At 40.1% G+C, this 19,163-nt stretch carries 19 protein-coding genes; 18 read left to right on the forward strand and 1 reads right to left on the reverse strand.

What is annotated here, in order from left to right:
* The first annotated feature begins 7 nt into the window (after positions 1-7).
* Positions 8-718 (forward strand): DsbA family oxidoreductase, encoded by a 711-nt coding sequence (locus IRY55_RS07070; protein WP_194562598.1) that lies wholly within the window; start codon positions 8-10, stop codon positions 716-718.
* Positions 719-923: 205 nt separating this feature from the next.
* On the opposite strand, the gene IRY55_RS07075 is transcribed toward IRY55_RS07070, so the two are convergent.
* Positions 924-1,445, reverse strand: coding sequence for a YceI family protein (locus IRY55_RS07075; protein WP_213086677.1), 522 nt, complete (start codon positions 1,443-1,445; stop codon positions 924-926).
* 256 nt (positions 1,446-1,701) lie between these two features.
* On the opposite strand from IRY55_RS07075, the gene murB reads away from it, so the two are divergent.
* The 17 genes from murB to IRY55_RS07160 all read left to right on the forward strand — a co-directional run bounded on the left by murB (position 1,702) and on the right by IRY55_RS07160 (position 19,153).
* Entirely contained in the window at positions 1,702-2,610 is a 909-nt protein-coding gene (murB, locus tag IRY55_RS07080; RefSeq protein WP_194562599.1) for a UDP-N-acetylmuramate dehydrogenase, read from the forward strand.
* Positions 2,611-2,817: 207 nt separating this feature from the next.
* The gene (locus IRY55_RS07085) at positions 2,818-4,290 is read left to right on the forward strand and encodes a potassium/proton antiporter (RefSeq protein WP_194562600.1); all 1,473 of its coding nucleotides are present in this window, start codon (positions 2,818-2,820) and stop codon (positions 4,288-4,290) included.
* A gap of 167 nt (positions 4,291-4,457) precedes the next feature.
* Positions 4,458-4,808 (forward strand): ArsR/SmtB family transcription factor, encoded by a 351-nt coding sequence (locus IRY55_RS07090; RefSeq protein ID WP_194562601.1) that lies wholly within the window; start codon positions 4,458-4,460, stop codon positions 4,806-4,808.
* Between the two features lies 1 nt (position 4,809).
* Positions 4,810-6,933, forward strand: a complete 2,124-nt coding sequence (locus IRY55_RS07095) for a heavy metal translocating P-type ATPase (RefSeq protein ID WP_194562602.1) — start codon at positions 4,810-4,812, stop codon at positions 6,931-6,933.
* A 24-nt stretch (positions 6,934-6,957) separates the two neighbouring features.
* Complete coding sequence (locus IRY55_RS07100) at positions 6,958-8,064, forward strand: GNAT family N-acetyltransferase (RefSeq protein WP_194562603.1); 1,107 nt, start codon at positions 6,958-6,960, stop codon at positions 8,062-8,064.
* Between the two features lie 134 nt (positions 8,065-8,198).
* Positions 8,199-8,615: a transcriptional regulator MntR gene (gene mntR / locus IRY55_RS07105; RefSeq protein ID WP_194562604.1), complete on the forward strand. Its 417-nt coding sequence runs from the start codon at positions 8,199-8,201 to the stop codon at positions 8,613-8,615.
* A 5-nt stretch (positions 8,616-8,620) separates the two neighbouring features.
* Complete coding sequence (locus tag IRY55_RS07110) at positions 8,621-9,478, forward strand: CvfB family protein (RefSeq protein WP_194562605.1); 858 nt, start codon at positions 8,621-8,623, stop codon at positions 9,476-9,478.
* 60 nt (positions 9,479-9,538) lie between these two features.
* Positions 9,539-10,432 carry a DUF1002 domain-containing protein gene (locus IRY55_RS07115; RefSeq protein ID WP_194562606.1) on the forward strand — a complete coding sequence of 298 codons (894 nt, stop codon included), beginning with the start codon at positions 9,539-9,541 and terminating at the stop codon, positions 10,430-10,432.
* Between the two features lie 18 nt (positions 10,433-10,450).
* Positions 10,451-10,735, forward strand: a complete 285-nt coding sequence (locus tag IRY55_RS07120) for a GNAT family N-acetyltransferase (RefSeq protein WP_194562607.1) — start codon at positions 10,451-10,453, stop codon at positions 10,733-10,735.
* A 65-nt stretch (positions 10,736-10,800) separates the two neighbouring features.
* On the forward strand, positions 10,801-11,286 hold the full coding sequence (locus IRY55_RS07125) for a DUF4064 domain-containing protein (RefSeq protein ID WP_194562608.1): 486 nt from the start codon (positions 10,801-10,803) through the stop codon (positions 11,284-11,286).
* Between the two features lie 227 nt (positions 11,287-11,513).
* Positions 11,514-11,873, forward strand: a complete 360-nt coding sequence (locus IRY55_RS07130; RefSeq protein ID WP_194562609.1) for a YtxH domain-containing protein — start codon at positions 11,514-11,516, stop codon at positions 11,871-11,873.
* Positions 11,874-11,911: 38 nt separating this feature from the next.
* Positions 11,912-12,694 (forward strand): helix-turn-helix domain-containing protein, encoded by a 783-nt coding sequence (locus tag IRY55_RS07135; protein ID WP_194562610.1) that lies wholly within the window; start codon positions 11,912-11,914, stop codon positions 12,692-12,694.
* A gap of 185 nt (positions 12,695-12,879) precedes the next feature.
* Complete coding sequence (yidC, locus tag IRY55_RS07140) at positions 12,880-13,668, forward strand: membrane protein insertase YidC (protein WP_235961077.1); 789 nt, start codon at positions 12,880-12,882, stop codon at positions 13,666-13,668.
* Positions 13,669-13,943: 275 nt separating this feature from the next.
* Positions 13,944-15,092: an acyl-CoA dehydrogenase family protein gene (locus IRY55_RS07145; protein ID WP_194562612.1), complete on the forward strand. Its 1,149-nt coding sequence runs from the start codon at positions 13,944-13,946 to the stop codon at positions 15,090-15,092.
* A gap of 32 nt (positions 15,093-15,124) precedes the next feature.
* Positions 15,125-16,609 carry a class I adenylate-forming enzyme family protein gene (locus IRY55_RS07150; RefSeq protein WP_408015143.1) on the forward strand — a complete coding sequence of 495 codons (1,485 nt, stop codon included), beginning with the start codon at positions 15,125-15,127 and terminating at the stop codon, positions 16,607-16,609.
* Positions 16,610-16,657: 48 nt separating this feature from the next.
* Positions 16,658-17,785, forward strand: coding sequence for a TRAP transporter substrate-binding protein DctP (dctP, locus tag IRY55_RS07155; protein ID WP_194562614.1), 1,128 nt, complete (start codon positions 16,658-16,660; stop codon positions 17,783-17,785).
* 60 nt (positions 17,786-17,845) lie between these two features.
* Positions 17,846-19,153 (forward strand): TRAP transporter large permease, encoded by a 1,308-nt coding sequence (locus IRY55_RS07160; protein WP_194562615.1) that lies wholly within the window; start codon positions 17,846-17,848, stop codon positions 19,151-19,153.
* Positions 19,154-19,163 lie beyond the last annotated feature (10 nt).

Genomic DNA, 19,163 nt, shown 5'->3' on the forward strand with positions numbered 1-19,163 from the left:
TTTTTTTATGAAAATTGAAGTATGGTCAGATTTCGTATGTCCATTTTGCTATATCGGAAAGCGACGTCTTGAAGAAGCATTAAAAATGTCACCTTATGGAGATCAAGTAACGGTCGAATATAAAGCGTATGAGCTTGACCCGACAGCGCCAGCGAGCACAGATGAGAAATATCATGAAAGTTTAGCGCGTAAATACGGTAAAAGTGAAGAAGAAGCACTCGGCATGATGGAAAATATGGCAGCGCAAGCGAAAACAGTTGGTCTTGACTACAACTTAGATGCTTTAACACCAGCGAATACATTTAAAGCACATCGTTTAGCGAAATTCGCGAAAACGAAAGGGCTCGATATCGAATTTACAGAGCGTGTACTTCGTGCGTATTTCATCGAAGGTCAAAAAATTGGACTGGATGAAGTGCTCATTCCACTTGCGACAGAAGTCGGTCTCGACGAAGCGGAAGTGAAAGAAGTGTTAAGCTCAAACGCATTCGAAGAAGAAGTGCGTACGGATATCGCAGAGGCTTCGCAAGTCGGTGTGCGCGGTGTTCCATTCTTCGTCATGGATCGTAAATACGCGATGTCAGGTGGACAGCCAGCGGAAGTATTTGTACAAGCAATTGAAAAAGTAGCGCAAGAAGCAGGTCTTCAACCAGCACTCCAAGTTCTAGGAGATGAAGACGCTGGTGGTATGTGTGCGGATGGGAAATGTGAAATTTAAAACGAAAAGAGACTAGGATAAAACCTCGGATTACCTCAAAAAACGCATGAAATCAAAAGTTAGCTCTTTGATTTCATGCGTTTTCTATTTTGGAAATTTTATGACGTAAGCTTACGTTTGCATTCGCTAGAATGAATCGAATTGTAGAATGTCTATTCACAAGAGCGTTTAGTCATTCAAAGTTTACGATGATTCGGCGTTTGCATTATTGTTCTTGTGCTTCGAAGTCAACGGAGATGGAAACGGTATTGCCGACCATGACGCCCCCTGTTTCGAGTGCTTGTTGCCATGTTAAACCGTAATCTTGCCGATTGATTTCAGTGGAAGCATGGAAACCTGCAATTCGGCCATTTTCTCCTTGTGCAACACCTTCTCGCACAGCGTGGAAGGTAACTTTCCCTGTCACATCTTTTATCGTCATTTCTCCGATAATGTTAAAGTGATTCGATTTTGTTTGCTCGATTGTTGTTGATTTGAACGTAATTTGTGGATATTTTTCAACATCGAAGAAATCGGCGCTCTTTAAGTGACCATCTCGTTGTTCTTGGTTCGTATTAATTGAATCCGTTTCGATTGTAAAATGAATCGTTGCATTTTCGAAATCTTCAACGTCACCATCAATTTCCCCTTGGAACTCGTTGAACTGACCTCTCACTTTCGAAATCATTAAATGGCGTACTGAAAAGTCTACAGACGTATGCGCTGGATCGATTACCCATTTTGTCATTGTGATTCCTCCCGTTTTGAAAATTTCTTTCTATATAATTATTACCCTTTTCATAAAGCATTAAACAAAAATATCTCTCGAATTCCGATGAATATTTCTTGTAAAAAGTTTGACGACAATCCATAATTAAGAATAGGATGAATCATATTGCACTTACGCCTTTTGAAGAAACAGCATGCTTTTTTCTATGATTACTGTTTCTTTTTTTGCGCGCGCATAAACAAAAGTTATTGAAGGTGAAAGGATTTGGCTAACTATGTATCAAAGTAAAGTAGAAGAATTGAGAGAGCTCGTTTCCGAAGGGATTGTTTTGCAAGATGAGCACTTACATAAATATACGAAAACTGCCCTCGGAGGAGCGGCGGATTTATTTGTCATGCCCCAAACGATTGAAGAATGTCAAGCGGTTGTCAAATATGCTTTTGAAAATGACATTCCTTTATTGCTACTAGGAAATGGTTCGAATATGGTCGTTCGCGATGGAGGCGTGCGAGGCATCGTTTTACATCTTGCAAAGCTCAATGCGATTGAGGTGAAAGGGACAGACATTTATGCAGAGGCTGGAGCGCATTTGATTGATGTTTCTAAAACGGCAGCGACTCATAGTTTAACAGGATTTGAATTTGCTTGTGGTATTCCGGGATCTATTGGTGGTGGCATGATGATGAACGCTGGGGCATATGGTGGCGAAATGAAAGATATCGTCGTGTCTGTACAAGTATTGACGAAATCAGGAGAACTGCTCACTTTGACGAAAGATGAGCTACAACTTGGCTACCGTACGAGCATCATTCAAACGGAAGGGTACTACGTTATGTCGGCACTGTTTTCATTAGAAGTAGGCGTCCAAGCAGAAATCGATGAGAAAATAGCGGATTTAACATATCAACGTGAATCTAAACAACCTTTAGAATATCCGTCAGCAGGAAGTGTGTTTAAGCGTCCTCCGGGCCACTTCGCAGGGAAGTTAATTCAAGACAGTGGTTTACAAGGAAAAGGATTCGGTGGTGCGGAAGTATCAACGAAACACGCTGGGTTCATCGTCAACAAAAACAATGCGACCGCGACAGATTATGTCAATACGATTCGCATGGTGCGCGAAGAGGTGAAGCGTCGCTACGGTATTGAATTAGAATTGGAAGTACGAATTGTTGGTGAAGAGTAGGCTCTGATGGACGAAGAGATAAATTGCGCGGTGTGACCCGCGATTTCATCACGAGTGTAACCTCACGAATAGGTGGAGAAGACAAACTGTTTTCTCAAAAAAACTAGACGAAGGAGGGAGTGATGAATTTGTTTGATTTACTGATGTTTTACAATTTGCAGATCGTGTCTATCAGCTCTAAATCAACGAATGTCATTGCGAAACAAGATGAATGAATTTACGGTAGAAGTAGTAGTTTTATTAATTGGTTTTTTCTTATTAAGTGGTGTCTTAATGACGAAGCTCACATCGAAGGCAGGTGTTCCTGCCCTCGTACTTTTTATGATTTTAGGGATGGTGCTCGGGAGTGACATATCGGGGTTAATTTATTTCTCGGACGCTGGATTAGCTCAGACGATCGGGATGTTTGCTCTCGTCGTTATTTTGTTTGAAGGGGGACTTCAAACCGAGTGGCGAAATGTCAGACCTGTCATTAAAGGAGCGGCCGTTTTAGCGACATTAGGGGTCGTCTTAACGACCGCTGTTTTGGCAGTAGCGATTCATTACGTTTTAGGTCTTGGTTGGATTGAATCATTTTTACTCGGTTCTATTGTCGGATCAACCGATGCAGCGGCAGTATTTTCTGTCATGAGCGGTCAAAATATTAAACCGAAAATGTCAGCGACACTTGAAATGGAATCAGGATCCAACGACCCGATGGCGATGTTTTTAACTGTCGCTTTCATTCAATGGTTAACATTAGATGATTTTGCATTCGGTAATTTAATTATTAGTTTCTTCTTACAAATGGGCCTCGGCTTATTACTTGGACTTCTCTTCGGCTGGCTCACGTCTCAATGGATGAACAAAATAAAACTCGATGCGAGTGGTCTATATGCGGTATTGTCAATCGGATTTGCGATGGCAATATTTAGTTTGACAGCTCTCGTTGGTGGGAGTGGAATTTTAGCGGTATATGTTGCAGGAATTATGATTGGTAATCGTGAACTGAATCATAGCCACTCCATTTTACGTTTCCACGAAGGGTTCGCATGGCTTATGCAGCTCGTCATGTTCGTCATTTTAGGTTTGCTCGTCTTCCCGAGCGAATTAGCGAATTGGGACTTAATTTCAAAAGGTTTAATTTTATCATTTATTTTAATGTTTGTCGCAAGACCGATTGCTGTTTTCGTCGGTACTATTTTCTTCGATTACACATTTAAAGAGAAGCTCTTCCTATCCTGGGCAGGTTTACGCGGAGCAGTACCGATCGTACTCGCCACATTCCCATTACTTGCAGGGGTAGAAAATGCATATCTTTACTTCAACATGGTCTTCTTCATCGTCATTACATCCGCTTTATTACAAGGCTCAACGATTTCGAACGTTGCCCGTTGGCTCGGACTTGAGGCACCACCATCACCGAAACGGATTCATCAACTTGAACTCGTTTCCATGGATAAAGCGAATGCAGAAATGTTGGAAGTTGAAATTTCAAACGATTCACCGTATTTAAATAGTCTCGTACAAGACATGGATCTACCTGATGATACGGTAATCTCAGCGATTATCCGTCAAGGAGAACTCGTCATGCCGACGGGACAAACCGAATTATTAGAGCGAGATGTCCTTTATATTTTAACGGATAAAAAGCAAGTGAAAGCATTGAAAGAAGCGATGGGCGAAGAAGTATATGTATAATGAAAAATCGATTACTTTTCGGAGTAATCGATTTTTTTGTGTGGAAAATGTGAAATATTAGGAGGAAAGAACTCTTATTCAAATGTATGTTTGAATGTATTGCTATTTCTATAAAAAATCGATACAATACAATCAAATGAATGTTTGAATGAAGGGGGAGAATATAGATGAAAGATACTTGTGATATTACGATTGTTCACGAAGAAGCAGTTCGTGAAGTTCAACAACAATTACCAGACAATATGTTCGGGATGGTCGAGATTTTTAAAGCACTCGCAGATGAAACGCGTTTGAAAATTGCCTATGCGTTAACGATTACAGAAGAGATGTGTGTATGTGATTTAGCGGCAGTAATCGGGGCATCGAATGCGACAGCATCTCATCATTTACGCTACTTGCGAGATAAATCTCTTGCCAAGTCCGAGAAAAAAGGAAAAATGGTGTATTACACATTAGCGGATGATCACATTCATGACTTAGTGAAAATAGCATATGAACATTCAATAGAGGAGGACTAACATGGTCGTCGCAAAAGAAGGAAAAAAAGAAGAGTTTCGACTCGAAAACTTAAATTGTGCGAGTTGTGCGATTCAATTCGAAGAAAATGTAAAAAACTTGCCAAATGCTAAAGATGTACAAGTGAACTTCGGAGCTTCTAAATTGTCTATCGAGGGCGATGTGACGATCGAAGAGTTAGAAGAAGCAGGCGCTTTCGATGGAATTAAGGTTCGCAAAGCGTCGGAAAAGCGAGTATTTACCCCACCAACCCCTTGGTATAAGCGAAAAGAAAATATCGTGACCATTATTTCTGCTGTACTCGTCGCAGCAGGGTGGATGGTAGCGAGTCAACAATCACAAACAGCACCTGCTGCAGTCGGTTTATTTGCAGCGGCCATTGTGATCGGTGGTTGGAAGATTTTTAAAGTCGGATTTAAAAATCTAACCCGTTTTGAATTTGATATTAAAACATTGATGACGATTGCAGTAATCGGTGCTGCGATTATTCAAGAGTGGAAAGAGGCAGCGGTCGTCGTCGTACTGTTCGCAATTAGTGAGGCGCTCGAAGCTTATTCGATGAATAAATCTCGCCAATCAATTCAACAGTTAATGGATATCGCACCTGCTACAGCAGTCGTGCGTCGCGGTACTGAATTCGTTGAACTAAATACAGAAGATATCGTTGTCGGTGATATATTGATTGTGAAACCAGGTCAAAAGATAGCGATGGATGGTGTCGTCTTAAAAGGGGGGTCGACTGTGAATGAAGCGGCAATTACAGGAGAATCAGTTCCAGCGATGAAAGGACAAGGTTCTGAAGTATTCGCAGGAACGTTGAACGAAGAAGGCGCACTGGAAGTGACGGTAACGAAACTCGTCAATGATACGACAATCGCTAAAATTGTCCACCTCGTAGAAGAAGCGCAGGCTGAAAAAGCGCCAAGTCAAAAATTTGTGGATCGTTTTGCAAAATATTATACACCAGCCATTATTATTATCGCTTTACTTGTGATGGTTGTACCACCATTAGTGACAGGTGCACCATGGGTGGAATGGATTTATCTTGGATTAGCAGTTCTCGTCGTCGGTTGTCCTTGTGCTCTCGTCATTTCAACTCCTGTGGCGATTGTGACAGCAATTGGTAACGCAGCACGTCAAGGCGTTTTAATTAAAGGTGGCGTACATTTAGAAGAGACAGGACATATTCAAGCGATCGCATTTGATAAAACAGGGACGCTCACGAAAGGGTACCCAGAAGTGACGGATTTCGTCGTTGTGGAAGAAGATGAAGCATTACCTGTTTTAGAAGCGGTCGTTGCAGTAGAAGGGATGTCACAGCATCCATTAGCTCGTGCAATCGTCACTTACGGCGGAGAGCGAGACGTGCATCGTGAAGAAGCCCAACAGTTCCAATCGGTTACAGGTAAAGGCGCTTATGCGACGTATAAAAATCAATCAGTTGCTATTGGAAGCATTCAATGGGCGACGGAATTAACACATGTTCCAGTTGACTATTTAGAACGTGCCACAACGCTTCAGGCAGAAGGAAAGTCCGTAATGGCAATCATCATCGATGACGTATTTAAAGGATTGATTGCAGTAGCGGATCCCGTACGAGAAGAAAGTGCGGAAGTCATGCACAAATTGAAAGATATCGGTATCGCTCACACAGTGATGTTAACAGGTGATCACCAAGTGACAGCCCAAGCGATTGCAGCGAATATCGGAATGACGGATGTGCGTGCGAGCTTAATGCCAGAAGATAAATTGACAGCGATTAAAGAATTGCAACAAAAGTATGGAAAAGTCGCAATGATTGGTGACGGCATTAACGATGCACCAGCACTTGCGACAGCAGATGTTGGCATTGCGATGGGTGGAGCAGGAACAGATACAGCTCTTGAAACAGCAGATGTTGCACTCATGGCAGATGATCTTGAGAAATTACCGTATACAATTAAATTAAGTCGCAAAACATTGCGTATTATTAAAGAAAATATCGGCTTCGCGCTCGGTTTGAAAGTCATCGCTTTATTGCTTGTCATTCCAGGTTGGTTAACATTATGGATCGCCATTTTTGCAGACATGGGTGCTACTTTACTTGTCGTTCTAAATTCGTTACGATTGTTAAAAGTGCAAGATTAACAGAAGCGCAAAAGGAGTGTTCGTATGCGTTTAGACGAATGGACAATAGAAGAAGTAGAACAACTTATACATTTTATGACGACGAATACATGGCCATATCATGCGGAAAGTGCCCCTGAACGTAAGTTGATTGAAAAGACGGTACAAGAAGGCGGTTACGAATCAGATGATGTGAAAACATTTTGGGTCGTCAATGATGATGAACAAAAGGTCGGCATCGTGAAACTTTACGACTTGTTAGATGACATGCCGTTTTTCGATTTACGTATTGCTGACGAACATCGTCGCAAAGGCTACGGTCCCGAAGCATTGCGTCTCTTGACGAAATATGTGTTTGAATTACCGACTAAAAAAATTAGACTAGAAGGCCACACGCGACAAGATAACTTAGCGATGCGAAAAACATTCGAACGAGCAGGGTTTGTAAAAGAAGCTCATTTGCGTAATTCATGGTTTTCTCCGAAAGAAAATCGTTATTATGATGCAGTTACGTATGGGATGACGCGTGAAGATTATAAATCGAATCAAACACCCGCTGTCATTTGGGGGGCGGACAATCAAAAGACTGGAAAAACAGGCATCCCCCTCTGTATTCCAGAACAATTTGAATCGGAACGATTAGTGATTCGTGCGCCTCGTTTAGAAGATATCGATGCAGTATTTGAATCGACCTTTTCCTCTTATGATGATTTGAAACAATGGATGCCATGGGCGCAAACACGTCCAACGCGTGAAAGTACAGAAGATAGCATACGTCAAGCGATCGCGAAATTTACGACACGTGAAGATTTACGCCTTCACATTTTCTTGAAAGAAACGGGAGAGTTTATCGGAAGCTCAGGGTTACATCGCATTCGTTGGGAGATTCCAAGTTTTGAAATTGGTTATTGGCTGGATCAACGTTTTCAAGGTTTCGGTTATATGACGGAGGCAGTTGAACGAATCACTCGTTTCGCTTTCGAGAAATTGTATGCACGACGTGTGGAAATTCGTTGTGATGAAAACAATAGCCCAAGTCGAAAAATTGCAGAACGTCTTGGTTTTGAATTAGAAGGTGTTTTAAAACAGGATGATTTAACAGCGGACGGTACGCATTTAAGAAATACGTGCATTTACGCAAAAGTTGAATGATTTGAAACGCTCATGTGAGTCTTCTACTCCCGTGAGCGTTTTCTATTTGGTAATTGCAAGTTGTCAATTGGCTAGATAGTTGGCATAATAATAATAGAATGTCGAACGTTAGGCATACTGGAGGTGGATGGCAGATGGCAACACCAGGTATGGAAGATTACCTTGAACAAATTTATTTACAATTGGAAATGCGCGGAGAAGCTCGAGTCTCGGACGTAGCAGATGCTTTAGACGTACTCCCCTCTTCTGTAACGAAGATGGCACAACGATTAGATAAAGAAGGTTATGTCATTTATGAACGATACCGTGGTTTGGAATTAACCGAAAAAGGCAAAGTGTTCGGAAAGAAGCTAGTGAAACGTCACGAATTACTTGAACAATTTTTAAGAATTATCGGTGTCAATGAAGAGTATATTTATAATGATGTGGAAGGAATTGAACATCATTTAAGTTGGAATGCGATTGATCGTATTACAGACTTAGTACGTGCAATTGAAGAGACACCAAGCTTTACAGATAAACTCGAACAAATTCGAGAAGAAGAAGGATGAGAAGTATGACAACAGTACAAGCAGGGACAATCGTTAAAGGAACAGTCAGTGCCCAAGAAGGATCACGATGGGTCATCGAAGTGAATAATGAAGAGATTTTAATGAACGAATCGGATGCTTTAGAGCCTGTTGAAGTAGGTCAGGAAGTAGACGTATTCGTTTATTTAAACCGTCGAGAACAATTGATTGCGACGACCATTTTACCGAATATGTCCATCGATACGTACGGGTATGCGACAGTATTACGCTCTGAACGTTCAGAAGGTGTATTTGTCGATATCGGCTCAACGATTGAAGTGCTCATCGACCGTACAGATTTACCGAAGTTTGAAGCGTTATGGCCAAAAAAAGGTGACGAGTTGTACATGACTTTACGAACGGATAAAGGCGGTACAATTTATGGACGTTTAGCGACGGAAGATCGCGTCCAAGAACAAATTGACTTAGCGCCAGAGGAACTGTTTAATGCGGATTTAAAAGCGCGTCCTTATCGCTTATTACCTGTCGGAACATTCCTTCTTACAGAAGATCCGATGTATCGTATTTTCGTACACGAAACAGAGCGTGAAAAAGAACCGCGTCTTGGAGAACTTGTTGATGTGCGCATCATTAAAGTAAAAGAAGATGGCACGATGAACGGTTCATTACTTCCACGTAAAGAAGAGCGCTTAGACGATGATGCCGATCAAATTTATACGTATTTGACGAGCGTAGGTGGCGAAATGCCTTTTACGGATCGCTCAACACCTGAAGAAATTCAAGAGCGATTTGATATGAGTAAAGGTGCTTTTAAACGTGCGCTCGGTCGTCTTATGAAAAAAGGATTAGTTGAACAATCCGATGGCTGGACGAAGAAAAAATAACGAATTTGCAACTTTTCTTATCGGACAAACGTTTTAACGATAATGAGGAGGAAGAAAACAATGCATAAAAAATTCGTGTTACTTAGCTTTATATCTGTTTTATTAGTATCTGTCTGGTTACCGCAAACAGCACAAGCGGTTGAAGTAATTGATGAAAAATTAGGAGTGCCAATCGTCGCGCTCGGAGCGAATTTGTCGGAAGATGAGAAGGCAAATGTTTTAAACAAGCTCAATGTGTCAGCAGGCGACGACTATGAACAAGTTTCTGTGACGGGTCAAGATTTAATTAAATATATTCCAAACGGTAATGGCAATGCGCGTATGTTTTCATCAGCGAAAATTACGCGTCTCGATGAAGGAAAAGGTTTGACGGTTGAAATTGTGACGCCTGAAAATATTACACAAGTGACGCGTGACATGTATGCGACAGCTATTTTAACAGCAGGGGTGGAAGATGCGAGAGTTGAAGTTGCTGCACCAAAGGCTGTGACAGGTCATTCAGCGCTCGTCGGTATTTACAAAGCGTATGAAGATGCAGGGGGTACACTTGATACAGAACGCACAAATGTTGCCAATGATGAACTATCTGTAGCGACAAAGCTTGCCGAGCAATCGAATGTCGATAAAGACGAAGTAGCGCAATTGTTAACAGAAATAAAAAAACAAATTGCTGAACAAGCACCTGCGTCGAAAGAAGATGTGGAACGAATCGTCAATGAACAATTAAGTAAATTTAAAATTGAATTGAGCGAAGAAGATCGTCAATTGTTAATTGATTTAATGGACCGTATTCGTGGTCTCGATATCGACTTTTCAAAGCTTTCTGATCAAATGACAGACCTTGCGAATAAGTTAAAAGATAAAATCGGTAGCATCGATCCTGGCTTTTGGGAGAGCGTAAAACAGTTTTTTGCTGATATTTTTGATAAAATAAAATCATGGTTTAAATCTTAACGAAAGAGGGTGGCAGAAATGGAATTTGAATTTGTTGATTTAGGTGGGGAATCTTACGCTTTTGTAAATAAACAAGATGGCGAAGAACTTGCAAAAATTACGTGGACGATGTTGGGCGATGTGATGGTAATGGACCACACATTCGTGTCAGAAAAACTTCGTGGTCAAGGGGTTGCGAAACAATTGTTAGATCGTGCAGCGGAGTATGCACGTGAACAAGAGTATAAAATGGAACCTGTTTGTTCTTATGTCGTGACGGCGTTTGAACGTTATACAGAGTATGATGATGTGAAAACATCATAACTTGAAATTTAAAAGCTACAAGCCTATTTTTTTAGCTTGTAGCTTTTTCTATGAGAGGTGAAATAATGAAACGTACAGGAGAAAGAGTACTGGCAATCGTTAGTTCTATTTTAATTGGTCTTGGACTTCTTTTTATTGCATTTATTACAATCAGCATGGGTGCTTTATTTAAAATTGACGAATTTAAAACTGAACTTGTCAATGATTTAATGCAAGATCCGAATTTGAATTTAAATCGAGAAGAAATTATAGCTGTTTTACAATTGTTTGAAAGCTTCACAGCATTCGGATGGGTTTTCTTCATTATCGGTATGATTGCACTTATATTAGCGATTGTCGGAGCGGTTCAAGTCGGTAATCCGATGAAAGTGAAAGCGGCAGGAGTAATGTTTATTTTAAGTGGAATTATGGCTGGAGTTGTCACACTTCCTTCAATTTTGCTTTACATTGCAGCAGGGATGGCTTTCATTCGAAAACCGCCTCTTCCCGATCAACCATTTCGACCATTGAACGCTATGTCGGATGATTTAAACAAAATGAATAATGACTAATTTAAAAACCACTTTTCCTACAAATGAGGAAGGTGGTTTTTATGTTTCAAGAAAGGAATATACAATAATTGAAGACTGAATAATTGTTAAGATTGAATTATACTTCATTGATATAATGCACAATATAACAAAATATTGAAAAAAATAAAAGAAATTCATCAAAAAAGGTTTAAAAACGAAAAAAAAGGTAATACATACTGTACAAAATTCAACGGAGGTCGATATATATGGGTAAGAAGTTAAAAGGTTTAGCAGTGACAGCAATTGCAGCAGGAGCGTACGCATATTTCAAAGATCCAGCAAATCGTGAAAAAGCACAGCAATTTGTTCAAGAAACGAAAGAGAAAGTAGAATCGTTCATCGAACAGAAGAAAGAAGAATATACAGAAGCGACAGAAACAAGTCAAACATCAACAGAAGACTTAGAAGAAAAGGCTGGAAATCCAGATCCATATGATACACCAGATAATGAGATGGTAAGTGAAGGCGCTCAAACGAGTGTTCAATATTACGGTCAAGAAGTGGAAGATGATTCCAATAAAAAGGAAGACGGCTTATACCATAAGCACTTAGAAGAAGAGCGTTAATGAAGTGGGTAGAGTTAAGAGGTTGAGGGGTGAGTAACATGAATGAACGTGTAGAGAGAGATGTGAAGTGGATGGAATTATTACCGCCAACACCATCCTATGAAAAAATGAATACATTTATGAATTGGCAACAATTTTACCGTGTGGAAGAATCATTTATTTCTAACTTAGAACGTTTTAATGAGCATGTAGCGCATGATCAATTAGGACAATTGATTAATTTCATTCAAAATCATCAGGAAGGAAATCTCTGCGTTAAAAACTATTTGATTTCTATATCGGGTCTTGTCACGCGTCAATTAGTACATAAGCGCTTAGAACCTTCTGAAGCATTTTCATTCAATGTAGTATGTGATTCTATCATTGAACAAAAGTTAGTTGAGGATAATGCCTATGATGTCGCTGGTGAATTGATTGAATTTTATATGTATGTCTTACGTGAACGTGAGCCTGCTCAGCTATTACATGAGACTGTAAATGCAGTTATTAATTATATTGATAGCAATTTATTGGAATTTTTAACAGTGGAAGGTATTGCCGACCGCTTTAAAGTGAGCACGAGTCACCTATCACGCATTTTCCGCGAACATACTGGCGTAACACTCGTGGAATATATTAATATTCGCAAAGTGGAGGAAGCTCAATACTATTTACGATTTTCAACGAAACGCATTTCAGAAATTTCAGATGAATTTCATTTCTGTAACCAAAGTTATTTCACACGTATTTTCAAAAAGTATACAGGCGAAACGCCACGTCGTTTTAGAAATAGTTTAAATCGCAATTTCTTTAAATATGAAATTAAACCACAACTTTTATAAACAAACGAGCTGAAAGTCTTCGGATTTTCAGTTTTTTTATGTGATCATTTGAAAGCGCACAATAAAAGTTGTTAAAAATATTGAAGATGTCGAAAGAAAAGTAGAAGAAATGGAGAGAACGTTTGTAATTGGTGTTGAACATAAGGTATACTTTTCAGTAGTTCAAAATGATGAAGGTGAATAGATTGAAGAAAAAATTTAATTTATTATTTATGTTGTCCATGCTGACATTTGTACTCGCAGGATGTCAAAGTGTCGAGCAGAAGACCGGATTTTTCTATAAAGTGTTTGTTAAACCAATGGAAGGTTTGCTTACATTTTTCGGTACACAGTTTAATGATTACGGATTAGCAATCATCGTTATTACATTGATCATTCGTTTCCTCCTCATGCCACTCATGTTGAAAAACTATAAATCACAACAAGAGATGAAAGTGAAGATGGATAAGCTTCGTCCTGAAATGGAAGAGATTCAAAAGAAATTGAAGGAAGCGAAAGCAGAAGGTAATCAAGAAGAGATGATGAAGCTTCAACAAGAAATGATGGGCTTATATTCGAAGCATGGTGTCAACCCACTCAATATGGGATGTTTACCATTACTCATTCAAATGCCAATCATTATGGGGCTTTACTTTGCGATTTTGTATTCAAAAGACGTTCAAGCACATGAGTTTTTATGGTTTACTCTCGGTGATGTCGACTACATTATGATGGCACTTGCGGGAATTGTCTATTTCGTCCAAGCTCGCGTTTCGTTATGGACGATGCCCGAACAACAGAAGCAACAGATGAAGTTTATGGTATACATGTCGCCGATCATGATTATGGTCATCTCGAGTCAAGTGATGGCGGCACTACCGTTATACTGGACGATTGGTGGTATTATCCTCATCTTCCAAACGTATTTAGGTCGCAAATTTTATTACAAAGAAGTAGTAGAAGAAAATGCGGATGTAACAAACGTTCAAAAATAAATAATCGAAGGAACTTGCATATGTTTTTATGCAAGTTTTTTTATTGTATTTTTTAAACAATGGTCAAAAAATTATGGTAGCCAATAAACAATTTTTAAGAAATGACTGTAAAACTATGATTTTTAATGCTTTAGGGAAGATAAATTAAGTTATAGATATAATATATGATTAAACATAATTTAAACAACGTTCAAATTATGTTGATTTCTATGTAAGCGTTTGCTAAAATGAGAACAATTCAATTTTGAACAAGTGATGAAAAGGGGTTGGAATAAATGAGAGCAAGTTATTTAACAGATGAACATGAAATGTTTCGAGAATCGTTGCGCAAAATGTTAGAAAAAGAAGCCTATCCTTATTTTGAACAATGGGAAGCGAATCGTGATATTCCGAGAGAATTTTGGTTGAAATTAGGGGAAAATGGTTTTTTACTCCCTTGGGTGGAAGAACAGTACGGGGGTTTAGGTCTTGATTTTTCTTATTCGGTCATTTTAACAGAAGAACTTGAGCGCGTCGGAGCAGGGCTTGCGAGTGGAATTAGTTTGCACTCCGATATTGTAAGCCCTTACATCTCGACGTACGGAACGGAAGAACAAAAACAGCGTTGGTTGCCGAAAAGTGTTACGGGAGAACTTATTTCAGCAGTCGCGATGACGGAGCCAGGAACAGGATCTGACCTTGCTGCCGTTCGTACGACAGCACGTCGTGAAGGAGATCACTACATTCTAAATGGCGAAAAGACCTTTATTACAAATGGAATGCACGCAGACTACGTCGTTGTCGTTTGTAAAACAGATTCACAAGTAGAGCCCGCTTATCGTGGAATTAGTTTGCTCGTTGTGGAAGACGGAATGCCAGGATTTAAACGCGGTAAAAAGCTAAATAAAATCGGCATGCATTCTGCGGATACAGCGGAACTCATTTTCGAAGATGTGAAAGTACCTGTGGAGAACTTGCTCGGGGAAGAAGGGAGAGGCTTTTACTACTTGATGGAAAAACTTCAACAAGAGCGACTCGTCGTCGCATTAGAAGTACAAGTAGAAGCAGAAGTAATGCTTGAGTTGACGATTAATTATGTGAAAGAACGCAAAGCATTCGGTAGCCGTATTGCGGACTTCCAAAATACACAATTCAAATTAGCGGAAATGGCGACAGAAATCGATATGGGGCGCGTTTATTTAGACCGTGTCATTGAGCGTCATTTAAATGGGGAAGCGATTGTAAAAGAAGTATCGATGGCGAAATGGTGGATTAGTGAGATGGCGAAGCGTGTCGCAGGAGACTGCCTCCAACTTCACGGAGGTTACGGTTATATGGAGGAATATGAGATTGCACGACGTTACCGAGACATTCCTGTACCTGCGATTTATGCTGGAACAACAGAAGTGATGAAAATGATTATCGCCAAAGAAGTACTCGCTTAAAAAAGGGAATGAAAAATAAGGGGGAAATGAGTATGTACATGCCACAGTTAATTGGAAAACATGCGAAAGAACAACCGACATATCCAGCAACTTGGTGCGATGAAAGAGAGTGGGATTACGCTTCATTTTATACAAGAATGGAAAGAGTCGGCGCTTATTTTCAACAAAAGGGATATAAAAAAGGGGACATTATCGCTTTATATGCGTTAAATTCAGACTTTTTCTTAGCGACATATTACGGTTTACAGCTCGCAGGATTTACAGTTATGCCGATTAATACGAAGTTAGCTGCTCCAGAAGTACAGTACATTTTTGACCATTCAGAAGCAGTTGCACTCATTTGTGATGACAAAATTAAAGAGACAATTGCCTCATTACCGAACGAATTTCGCGATACGTTGTACATCGGTGGAAGCGATGAGCTCGGTCGCGTGATGGAAGATGAGTCGTTGAAGCTCGAACCTGTTGAACTACAAGGAGACGATGTAGCAGTCGTCATGTATACGTCAGGAACGACAGGGAAACCGAAAGGCGTCATGTTGACGAATCAAAACATTTTATCCGTCTCTGAAATTTGGGCAGAAGCGATGGATATCGTAAAAGAAGACCGTTTATTAATTTCAACGCCACTCTTCCACTGTGCAGCGAGTCACGTATTCGTCGCACCTGTCATTTATAAAGGGGGAACGACGATTGTAGAAGAAGGTTTTTCAAAAACGTCGACAATCGATTTATTACAACGTACGGAACCGACCATCTTCTTCGGTGTGCCGGCGATGTATACGATTATTTTAAATATGCCAAATATCGAAAAACTCGATTTATCGACATTGCGTCTTTTCGCATATGGTGCAGCACCGATGCCGTATGAAGTGTTAAAGCAATTGAAAAAAGCTTTCCCGAACGTACGCGTTCAAAATATGTACGGCCAGACGGAAAACTCACCCGCTGCCACAACGTTAAAAGACGAGTACGCGCTCGATAAAATCGGTTCCGTTGGACAAGCTTTACCACAGACAGAGGTGCGTGTCGTCGGTGAACATGGTGAGTCATTACCGCCAGGACTCGTCGGAGAAATTGTCGTACGAGGCCCGCAAATTATGAAAGGGTATTTGCGCAATGAGCGTGAGACACATATGGCAATTCGAGACGGGTGGCTCTATTCGGGGGATTTAGGGCGATTTGATGAAGAGGGCTTCCTTTATATCGTCGATCGGAAAAAAGACATGTTAATTCGTGGGGGCGAAAATGTCTATCCGATTGAAGTAGAAGAAGTGCTCTATCAAATTCCAGAAGTGTTGGAAGCGGCAGTAGTGGGCGTGCCACATCCCGTATACGGAGAAGTGCCGAAAGCGTTCGTCGTATTGAAAGAAGGCAAACAATCGACAGAAGAAGCAATTTTAAATTATTGCGGTGAACAACTCGCCAAATATAAAATTCCAGCAGAAGTCGAATTTATGGAGGAATTACCACGTAATGCTTCAGGTAAAGTGTTGAAACATACATTGAGAAGCTAACGTGTGCAATATTCAAATACAAAGGGACATTATAAAGGGGGACATGTGATGAAAGGTTTTCGTTGGATTACGTTATTGCTCGCTAGTTTGCTCATGTTAGTAGCTTGTGGAGGAAAAAGTGAATCGGAGGGTTCTACAAGCGGTAATGGTGGCAAAGCTTTAAAACTTCGGGCTTCTTCTGGTGTGCCAGACAAGCATTTCTGGCATCGTGGTATGTTTGAACCGTTAACGACAACTGTTTCAGAAGAGACAGATGGACAAGTTCAATTTGAAGTATTTACAGCAGGAGAGCTCGTCGGCTTGGGCAATGAGATGGATGCATTAACTTCTGGATCGATTGATGTCGCATTAACATTAATGCCACCATATGATCCACAGCGCTTCCCATATTCAGAAGTCGTGATGTTACCACTTCTTGAATCTGATGCAATTATTGCAGCGGAAGCGATGGGAAAGTTAATGAAAAGTGATCAAGAAATTAAAGATGGGAAGACGTATTACGAATTAGAATACACGGATAAAGGGCTCGTCGCTTTTTCGACGCCTGTTACAGAACCATATTTATTTTCAACAACGAAACATAAATTCGATAATGTCGGAGAATTTAATAAAGCAATTCGAGTACGTACCGCATCACGTGTGCACGAAATGCTTGCAAAAGAGTTAGGGATTACAGGACAATCGATGCCGATTACCGATGCTTATGATGCTTTAAGTCGAAATGCCTTGGATGGCATCATTTACAACTCGCCTGATTGGATTGCCTTCGGTTTGGATGAGTTAATCAAATATTCGATTACAGGTGTAAACTTCGGGCATTTTGCTGGAGCAACAGCGATGAAAGAATCGACGTGGAATAAGATGACAGAAGAACAACAAAACATATTCACAGAAAAAGCAGATGAATATTTAATGACAGGATCACAATTGACAAATAGTGAAACAGAAGAAAATATTGCAGCGAATGAGGCAAAAGGTGGCGAAATGTTACCATTCGACCAACTGAACCCAGAAGTACAAAAACATTTAGAAACAGCAATTGTCAACGTGTGGAAAGTGTGGATTGATGATTTAGAATCACAAGGTCATGCTGGAAAAGAAATCGCTCTATTGTGGAGAGATTTACTCGTTGAAGCGGGGGCGCAATTGCCGACAGAAATTTTAGAGTTAAAGTAAAATGGAGCGTTTACGCTCCATTTTTTCTAAAAAAGTTTCTATAATAGGGGTGTGGGACAGATGGAAAATGTGATTATTATCGTCTCTTTAATTATTTTCTTGTACTTTCTCGTCATGGGTCAATACATTAGTTCTGCGATGTTGTTCGTTGGCATTATCGGTATTTTTTGGCTCGGCGGTATAGATTTATTAAATGGCTTCTTACGCAGTGAAGCTTTCACAAGAACTGCGAGTTATTCTTTAACGACGATCCCACTCTATATTTTAATGGCGCAATTCATTATGCAAGCAGGAATCGTAAAAGACTTGTATAGTTTAATGTATACGCTTTCAAGGGGGAAGCCGGGTGCTCTTGGGATTATGACGATTTTATTAGGAGGCTTACTTGGTGGTGTTTCTGGTTCAGGAACTGCTACATCTGCCGCACTCGGTCAAATCGCAGTACCTGAATTAAAAAAGCGTGGATATCCGGATCACTTAGCAGGAACAATTGCGGCCTCAGCAGGCTCTCTATCTGCAATTATTCCGCCGAGTGTCGTTTTAATCTTATACGGTGTCGTCGCGCAAATTTCAATCGGAAAGTTATTCACTGCAGCTTTAATTCCAGGGATTTTATTAATGGTAAGTTTCTCTATTATGACGTTGATTTACTTACATTTAAATCGTCATGAAATGAAAGAAGTATCAAAAGAATTTGTGCCAGATCATGTGCCTGTTTCTCGTTATTTAATCGTGACGATTTTAGGTTCAGCGATGGGGATTTCGATTTTCGGTGGAATTTACACAGGTGTATTCTCACCGACAGAAGCTGGAGCCGTCGGCGCATTTATCGCATTGTTAATTGCATTATTGCTGAAAAAAGTGAATTTGGAATTTATTAAATCATCATTAGTCGAAACGACGAAAATTACAGTGATGGCAATGTTCATCGTCATTGGTGCTTCACTTTTTGGACGCTTTATTTCATTGTCACTCGTTCCTCGAAAAATTATTGATTTACTAGGACCATTACTCGATACACCGACACTCGTTATTTTAATTATTATGATTTTCTATTTCTTCTTATTTATGTTCATCGAAGGAGTAGCGGTTATTTTAATGACAGTGCCAATCATTACACCTATTCTCGATACGATTCATGCAGATCCGTTATGGTTTGGGATTATGTTGACCGTCGTTTGTACGATTGGCATGATTACACCACCGGTCGGTATTAGTGTCTATGCAGTAGGAAGTGTATCGAATATTTCAATTGAATCATTGTTCCGTACTTCAACCGTCTTTGCACTCGGTGCTTCGGTTGTTGTGATCGGGCTATTGATTATTTATCCCGAACTTGTAACGTGGCTTCCTAATCAAATGAAGTAGAGGTGAATAT

Source organism: Savagea serpentis, assembly GCF_015351395.1.
In the GTDB taxonomy this organism is placed as follows: Bacteria; Bacillota; Bacilli; order Bacillales_A; family Planococcaceae; genus Savagea; species Savagea serpentis.